This is a genomic window from Rhodococcus sp. C26F (assembly GCF_053345925.1).
Map to the genome: position 1 here is coordinate 73,063 of NZ_JBKFBA010000023.1, position 7,686 is coordinate 80,748.

Annotated in this window: 7 protein-coding genes and 1 pseudogene; 7 read left to right on the plus strand and 1 reads right to left on the minus strand. The window is 67.7% G+C overall.

From position 1 onward, the window contains the following. Positions 1-3 precede the first annotated feature (3 nt). From ACLBYD_RS20470 to ACLBYD_RS20485, 4 genes are read left to right on the plus strand one after another with little or no spacing between them, the layout of a single operon-like run. Positions 4-582: a TetR/AcrR family transcriptional regulator gene (locus tag ACLBYD_RS20470; RefSeq protein WP_447817875.1), complete on the plus strand. Its 579-nt coding sequence runs from the start codon at positions 4-6 to the stop codon at positions 580-582. Next, complete coding sequence (locus tag ACLBYD_RS20475) at positions 579-2,084, plus strand: flavin-containing monooxygenase (RefSeq protein WP_447817876.1); 1,506 nt, start codon at positions 579-581, stop codon at positions 2,082-2,084. Before ACLBYD_RS20470 ends, ACLBYD_RS20475 begins: the two co-directional genes overlap by 4 nt. 26 nt (positions 2,085-2,110) lie before the next feature. Then, complete coding sequence (locus ACLBYD_RS20480; RefSeq protein ID WP_447817882.1) at positions 2,111-3,823, plus strand: FAD-dependent oxidoreductase; 1,713 nt, start codon at positions 2,111-2,113, stop codon at positions 3,821-3,823. Continuing rightward, the gene (locus ACLBYD_RS20485; RefSeq protein ID WP_447817883.1) at positions 3,816-4,448 is read left to right on the plus strand and encodes a hypothetical protein; all 633 of its coding nucleotides are present in this window, start codon (positions 3,816-3,818) and stop codon (positions 4,446-4,448) included. The genes ACLBYD_RS20480 and ACLBYD_RS20485 overlap by 8 nt, the downstream gene beginning before the upstream one ends. Before the next feature lies 1 nt (position 4,449). On the opposite strand, the pseudogene ACLBYD_RS20490 reads toward ACLBYD_RS20485, so the two are convergent. Continuing rightward, positions 4,450-4,821 (minus strand): annotated as a pseudogene (locus tag ACLBYD_RS20490) (MmyB family transcriptional regulator); the annotation flags it as partial. Here ACLBYD_RS20490 and ACLBYD_RS20495 point away from each other — a divergent pair. The 3 genes from ACLBYD_RS20495 (at position 4,765) to ACLBYD_RS20505 (ending at position 7,514) form a co-directional block, all read left to right on the plus strand. Then, positions 4,765-5,436: an SDR family NAD(P)-dependent oxidoreductase gene (locus ACLBYD_RS20495; RefSeq protein WP_447817877.1), complete on the plus strand. Its 672-nt coding sequence runs from the start codon at positions 4,765-4,767 to the stop codon at positions 5,434-5,436. The pseudogene ACLBYD_RS20490 and the gene ACLBYD_RS20495 sit on opposite strands and share 57 nt — an antisense overlap. A gap of 88 nt (positions 5,437-5,524) precedes the next feature. Continuing rightward, positions 5,525-5,959 (plus strand): Fur family transcriptional regulator, encoded by a 435-nt coding sequence (locus ACLBYD_RS20500; RefSeq protein ID WP_024102806.1) that lies wholly within the window; start codon positions 5,525-5,527, stop codon positions 5,957-5,959. A 94-nt stretch (positions 5,960-6,053) separates the two neighbouring features. After that, positions 6,054-7,514, plus strand: coding sequence for a catalase (locus tag ACLBYD_RS20505; protein WP_160876062.1), 1,461 nt, complete (start codon positions 6,054-6,056; stop codon positions 7,512-7,514). Positions 7,515-7,686 lie beyond the last annotated feature (172 nt).

Consider the following 7,686-nt stretch of genomic DNA (forward strand, 5'->3'; position numbering starts at 1 on the left):
AGCGTGATCCAGGACACTGCGCCGAACGGTGGTCGCACCCAGGCGCAACGCACAGCCGCGACGCGAGCCAAGCTGCTCGACGCCGCGGTCGACTCGCTCGTCGAGCATGGCTATTCGGGAACCAGCACGCAGGGCATCGCCAAACGTGCCGGAGTCTCGCGAGGCGCCCAGCTCCACCACTTCCCCACGAAGGAGAGCCTCGTCGTCGCGGCGGTCGGGCACCTCGTCGACAAGCGGTTGCAGGAGATCCTCGAGACACGACCCGACCCGGAGCACGGCTTCGAAACGCTCATGGATGCCTTCTCGGGCCCGCTCTTCGCCGCAGCGCTCGAACTGTGGGTCGCGGCGCGGACCGATCCGTCCCTGCACGAGGCCATGATCCCGCTCGAACGCAAGGTCTCGGACGCGCTCCGCACGGGTTGCCTGGAGATCATGGGCGACAGGGTCTCGCCCGACCACATCGACCTCAGCATCGAAATCGCTCGGGGTTTCGCCGTCTCGGCCCTGATGCGCACCCCCGAATCCGATCGAGAGTTCCGGGAGCGCCTGCTCCCGGTCTGGAAGGCGCTGGTGATGAAATGAGTCTCGCACTGCTTCCCGATCACGTGCACACGCTCGTCGTCGGCGCGGGCTTCGGCGGTATCGGTATGACCGCAACGCTGTTGCGCGAGAACCCCGATGCCGACGTCCTCGTCCTCGAGCGTGGTGACGACGTCGGCGGAACCTGGCGCGTGAACACCTATCCCGGTGCCGCATGCGATGTTCCGAGCGCGCTGTACTCGTTCTCCTTCGCGCCCGAACCCGACTGGTCGCGAGCGCACGGCACCCAGGAGGAGATATATGCGTACCTCCGCCGCGTCGCACGGGAGCAGGGCGTGACCGACCGGACGATGTTCGGATGCGAACTGCGCGAGGCCCAGTGGGACGCCGAGCGTGCCGTGTGGCGGATCTCCACCTCCCGCGGCGACCTGACCGCCGACGTGCTCGTCGCCGCGACCGGTGCCCTCTCCACACCCACCTACCCGAAGGTTCCCGGTCTGGAGTTGTTCCGCGGCAAGAAGTTCCACTCGGCCGAGTGGGATCACGACCACGATCTCACGGGCGAGCGTGTCGCCGTCATCGGTACCGGCGCCTCGGCCATCCAGTTCGTGCCGGCGATCGTCGACCGCGTCGAACATCTCACGCTGTTCCAGCGCACCGCCTCCTGGGTGATGCCCAAACACGACCACGTCATCGCGCGGTCGGTCCGCACGCTCTACCGGCGATTCCCCGTGGCCCAGAAGCTCGTGCGCGGATTCGTGTACGGGCAGAAGGAGATCTACGTCGTCGGCATGACGAAGTCCTTCGCCCGCAAGTACCTCCTGCCGCTGTTCGAGGTCCGGGCTCGCCAGGTGCTGCGCAAGAGCGTGCGCGATCCCGAACTGCGCAAGCGCCTGACCCCCGATTTCGCGATCACCTGCAAGCGGATCCTGTTGTCCAACGACTGGTTCCCCGCCATCACCCGGCCGAAGGTGGACGTGGTGTCCTCCGGTCTGGCGGCGGTCACCGAGAACGGCGTCGTCGACGACAAGGGCACCGAGTACCCGGTCGACACCATCATCTTCGGCACCGGCTTCACGCCGACGGAACCGCCCGTCGCGCACCACGTCCGCGGTGGCGACGGCCGCACCCTCGCCGAGACCTGGGACGGCAGCCCCTCGGCCTATCTCGGCATCACCGTGCCCGGCTTCCCCAATCTGTTCCTCATGTACGGCCCCAACACCAATCTCGGCCACAGCTCGATCGTGTACATGCTCGAATCCCAGGCCAACTACATCTCCGACGCGCTGCGCACGATGGAGCGTCGCGGCATCTCGGCCGTGGAGGTGCGCGACGACGCGGTGCGCCGCTACACCGCCGATCTCGACCCGGCGCTGAACAACACGGTCTGGAACCAGGGTGGCTGCAGCAGCTGGTACATCGACGAGAAGGGCCGCAATTCCGTGATGTGGCCGACCTTCACGTGGCAGTACCGGGCGCGGACCAAGCAGTTCGACCCGGAGAGCTACACGGAACACCGAGCGACGGCAGGAGCGAGCGCATGAAGCAGAGCGACGGCGGGAGCAGGCGCATGACCCATTACGACGTCCTCGTCATCGGATCCGGATTCGGCGGCAGCGTTGCAGCGCTGCGCGCCACCGAGAAGGGATACAAGGTAGGAGTTCTCGAGGCCGGACGGCGTTTCGAGGACGACGAGCTGCCCGAGACGAGCTGGCGGCTGCGCAAGTACCTGTGGGCGCCGCAGGTGGGATGCTACGGGGTGCAGCGCATGCACCTGCTGCCCAACGTGCTCGTCATGGCGGGAGCCGGTGTGGGCGGCGGGTCGCTGAACTACGCCAACACCCTGTACAAGCCGCCGACGCCCTTCTTCCGCGACCCGCAGTGGGGTCACATCACCGATTGGGAAGCGGAACTGACCCCGTACTACGACCAGGCGGCACGGATGCTCGGCGTCCGCCCCAATCCCAGCACCACGCCCGCGGACGAGGTGATGCGCCAGGTCGCCGACGAGATGGGTGTCGGCCACACCTACACGACCACCCCGGTCGGTGTGTTCTTCGACGAGCCCGGCAGGACGGTGCCCGACCCGTTCTTCGGTGGAGCCGGCCCCGACCGCACCGGCTGCACGGAGTGCGGCAGCTGCATGACGGGTTGCCGTGTGGGAGCGAAGAACACGCTCGTCAAGAACTACCTCTACCTCGCGGAGAAGGCCGGCGCGCACATCCACGCCCTCACAACGGTGACCCGTGTGGTGCCCCGTACCGGTGGTGGGTATGAGGTCCACACCCGCAGCACGAACGGCATCAGGAAGCGCCGCAAGGTCTTCACCGCCGACCAGGTGGTGATCGCGGCCGGCACCTACGGCACGGCGCGCCTGTTGCTCGCGAGTCGCGGGACCGGCGACCTACCGAACCTGTCTCCGGCCCTCGGCACCGTGGTGCGCACCAACTCCGAGGCGGTGCTCGCCGCGACCGCGCAGGATCGCGTCGTCGACTACACGAAGGGCGTGGCCATCACGTCGTCCTTCCACCCGGACGACCACACCCACATCGAACCGGTGCGGTACGGCAAGGGCAGCAACCTGATCGGTCTGCTCCAGGCGCTGCTCGTCGACGGTGGCACGCGGATGCCGCGACTGCTGAAGTTCTTCGGTGTCGCCGCGAAGAATCCCGCTGCCTTCCTCCGCTCGCTGTCGGTGCGGAACTGGTCCGAGCGCACGGTCATCGCTCTGGTCATGCAGACCGACGACAACTCGCTCGAGCTCGCGACCCGGCGCACGCCGATCGGTCGCGGCCTGACCAGCAAGCAAGGGCCGGGCACCCCGCCGCCCGAATGGATTCCGGTGGGCCACGAGGCGGTTCGCCGCGTCGCCGACAAGATCGACGGTGATGCCGGCGGTTCGATCGCCGACCTGTTCAACATCCCGATGACCGCGCACTTCCTCGGTGGTTGTGCGATCGGCGATTCGCCGCGTACCGGCACCGTCGACCCGTACCTGCGCGTCTACGGGCACGAGGGTCTGCACGTCGTCGACGGTTCCGCGGTGAGCGCCAACCTCGGCGTGAACCCGTCCCTCACGATCACCGCGCAGGCCGAACGTGCGCTGGCGCTGTGGCCGAACAAGGGGGAGAAGGACAACCGGCCTCCGCTCGGGTCGGCCTACGAACCCGTGCAGCCCGTGCAGCCCGTGCGACCGGCCGTGCCCGTCGAGGCCCCGGCGGTGCTGCGACTGCCCATCACCCCCGTTCGGAAGGAGAGCGCCCGTGCTCTGGACAGTGCCTGAGAGCAAGGACGAACGCACCGACTATCCGGTCTCGCCGCCACCACCCTGGCCGGCCGCCGTGCGGGCCACCCTGTGGTGGCACCGCAGCACCCCGGATGCCGCCCAGTACGGGCCGACCGGTGCGACCCTGCCCATCACGCTCGCGATGATGGTCGACTACCTCGACTCGCCGGTCGGGCCGTACCGCGAGGTACTGGCCAGCCCGGTGCTGCGTCGCGGCCTGATCCCGGCGATGGCGGTGCCGTTCATCGCCGTCGATTCCGAGCCGTCGGTGCACGGTGGTCGTGAGCACTGGAAGCTGCCGAAGGTGCTCGCGAAGTTCGACGGCGACGTCCTCGGCGACTTCTCCGCGACCGGCGCCCGATGGAGCGTGGCCACCTCGGCCGCGCCGAAGGGTCCGGAACTGCCGATCGCAGGTGGGCTGACCTTTGCCCAGCCGATCCCCGGTGGCGCCGTCGAACGTGCCGCCGCCCGGCTGCGCGGGAAGTTCCGCTACGCCCGGGTGACCGTCGCGGCGGAGGGACCGACGCTGAGCCGCTGGCTGCGCCCGGGCACCCACCACGGCATCGTCATCACCTCCGGACGGATGTCCACGGGCCCGTCGCGAGTCGTGTCACGCATGTAGGTCAGCCGGTGTCGTGGGTGCGCCGCGGTGCCGGCTGCACCCACGACGCCAGCAGGTTCATCGCCTCCCGGGACGGCGAATCGGGAGCGGTGGAGTAGAGGAACAACGTCTGGTTCGGGTCGTCGGGGGTCGTGCCGACGTCGAGACGCAGACTCTCCACCGCCGTCCGGGCCTGTTGTTCCCAGTCGGCGAACAGGTTCCGGGCCTCCGGGCTCAGCAGCATCCACCGCGCGTAGTTGCGCTCCCGTGGTGGCATCGCGTCGAAGTCGGCGAACAACGCCCGCGCCAGCCGGTTGCTGGCGAGCACGTCGGTGCGATGGCCGAGCACCAGGGCGGGCTGCGAGTCGAGGTCGTCGCGCAGACCCGGGAGCACTTCGGCGCACTCGATGTCGTCGTCAACAACGCCGGCTACGGTTATCTCTCCGCCGTCGAGGAGATCGCCGATGCCGACGCACATGCGATGTTCGACGTGCAGATCTTCGGGGTGCTGAACGTGCTGCGGGCGGCGCTTCCGGTGTTCAGGAGCAACCGTCGCGGGCACATCGTCAACGTCTCGTCGATCCTGGGACTGACGACCTTTCCGGGCTGGGGGCTCTACAGTGCGGGCAAGTTCGCGCTCGAGGCCCTGACGGAGGCGCTCGCCGCGGAGGTCGCCGATCTCGGTATCGGGGTGAACCTCGTCGAACCGGGATACGTGCGGACCGATTTCCTGACGAACGATTCGCTTGCACTTCCCGATTCGACGCTCGAGGACTATCCGGCCGTGCGGGAGACGACCGAGGCGCATCGGGCGATGCACGGGACCCGGCTCGGGGATCCCGTGAAGGTCGCGGCCGCGATCATCGAGGTCGCCACCTCGGGTACCGCTCCGCTGCACCAGTTCCTCGGCTCCGACTCGCTCTCGTTCGCCGAGGCGCGGGTGAAGGCTCTGCAGGCGGACATCGACGCATCCCGGGTGCTGGCGGGCACCGACCGGACCGAGCTCTGATCCGGGCGGGGCGCTGGAGTGGGACGTGACGGGCACCGCACCGATCCTTTTCTTGACTTATTCCAGAAAAAGGGGCATACTTGGTGTCATGCAACAAGGACACGAGCATCACTTCGACCCCAAGGAGCAACTGCGCTCCGTGGGTCTGCGGGTGACCGCTCCCCGCGTTGCCGTACTGAGAACCGTTGCCGAGCATCCGCATTCCGATGCGGATGGAATTGCCGCCCACGTGCGCGACGAACTCGGCTCGGTGTCGACGCAGGCCGTGTACGACGTACTCAAGGCATGCGTGGGGAACGGGTTGCTCCGCCGGATCGAACCGGCCGGATCGCCCGCACGGTACGAGACCCGCATCGGCGACAACCACCACCACCTCGTGTGCCGCGCATGCGGCACGGTCGTCGACATCGACTGCGTCGTCGGGGCCGCACCCTGCCTGACGCCGTCCGACGACCACGGCTTCGTCATCGACGAAGCAGAGGTCACCTTCTGGGGCCTGTGCCCCGATTGCCGCGCCGACTAGCGCCCACTCGCTTCACCGGTGGTCCGGCCCCTCCGCGGGCCGAACCACCGGCTTCGTGTCCCGAGACCCGGAACACACGTATTCGGAGGTCACCATGACGAATGCCCGTTACACCACGAACAACGTCGGTATCCCCGTCGCCAGCGACAACGAGTCGCTGACCGCGGGCACCCAGGGGCCGATCCTGCTCCACGACCACTACCTGGTCGAGAAGCTCGCGCACTTCAACCGCGAGCGGGTGCCCGAGCGTGTCGTGCACGCCAAGGGCGCCGGCGCGTTCGGTGAGCTCGTCGTCACCGAGGACGTCTCCGCCTACACGAAGGCGAAGCTGTTCCAGCGGGGCGCGAAAACCGAGATGCTGGCACGTTTCTCGACGGTCGCCGGTGAGCAGGGCAGCCCCGACACCTGGCGCGACCCGCGCGGTTTCGCCCTGAAGTTCTACACCGAGGACGGGAACTACGACCTCGTCGGCAACAACACGCCGATCTTCTTCATCAAGGACCCGATCAAGTTCCCCGACTTCATCCACTCGCAGAAGCGTCTGCCCGGCTCCGGCCTGCGCGACCACACCATGCAGTGGGACTTCTGGACCCTGCGCCCCGAGACCGCACACCAGGTCACCTGGCTGATGGGTGACCGTGGCCTGCCGCGCACGTGGCGCCACATGGACGGCTTCGGTTCGCACACCTACCAGTGGATCAACGCCGACGGTGAGCGCTTCTGGGTGAAGTACCATTTCAAGACCGACCAGGGCATCGAGTTCCTCACCCAGGACGAGGCCGACCGCCTCGCCGGCTCGGATCCCGACTACCACCGCGCCGACCTCTACAAGGCGATCGAGCGCGGCGAGTTCCCGAGCTGGACGCTCCACGTGCAGATCATGCCGGTCGCGGAGGCGGAGAATTACCGGTTCAACCCGTTCGACCTGACCAAGGTGTGGTCGCAAAAGGACTACCCGTTGATCAAGGTCGGCACGATGACCCTGAACCGCAACCCGCGCAACTTCTTCGCGGAGATCGAGCAGGCCGCGTTCGCCCCGTCGAACGTCGTGCCGGGCATCGGTTTCTCGCCCGACAAGATGCTGCTCGGCCGCGTGTTCTCCTACGCCGACGCCCACCGCTACCGCATCGGCGTCAACCACGCACAGCTGCCGGTGAACTCCGCGAAGGCCGCCCGTGTCGACTCCTACAGCAAGGAGGGCAACATGGCCTACACCTTCAACGATCCGCAGACCCCGGTCTACGCACCGAACAGCTTCGGCGGTCCGCACGCCGATCCCGAGCGGGCCGGTGACGAAGGTCTGTGGAACTTCGGAACCGAGGCCGTGCGTGCGGGATACGTGCAGCATCCCGAGGACGACGACTTCGGTCAGGCGGGCACCCTCGTCCGCGACGTGATGGACGACGCGGCACGCGAACGCCTCGTGAACAACATCGTCGGACACGTCCTCGGCGGTACCTCGGAGGCGCTCTACGAGCGGATCTTCGAGTACTGGCGCAACGTCGACGAGGAGCTCGGCAAGCGGGTCGAGGCGGGCGTGCGCGCCGGAGCCTGACCCGTCACCGGGGGAGATGGGGCGGGATCAGAGCAGTCCCCACCAGTAGATCAGGGCTGCCAGCGCCAGCACGATCAGCGTGGTGTCCATGTCGCTCTCCCTCCATCCGACGGCAACAACTCCATCTTCCTCGCAAACGAGGAATCCGGCACAGACGGCAGGGCCGTCCACC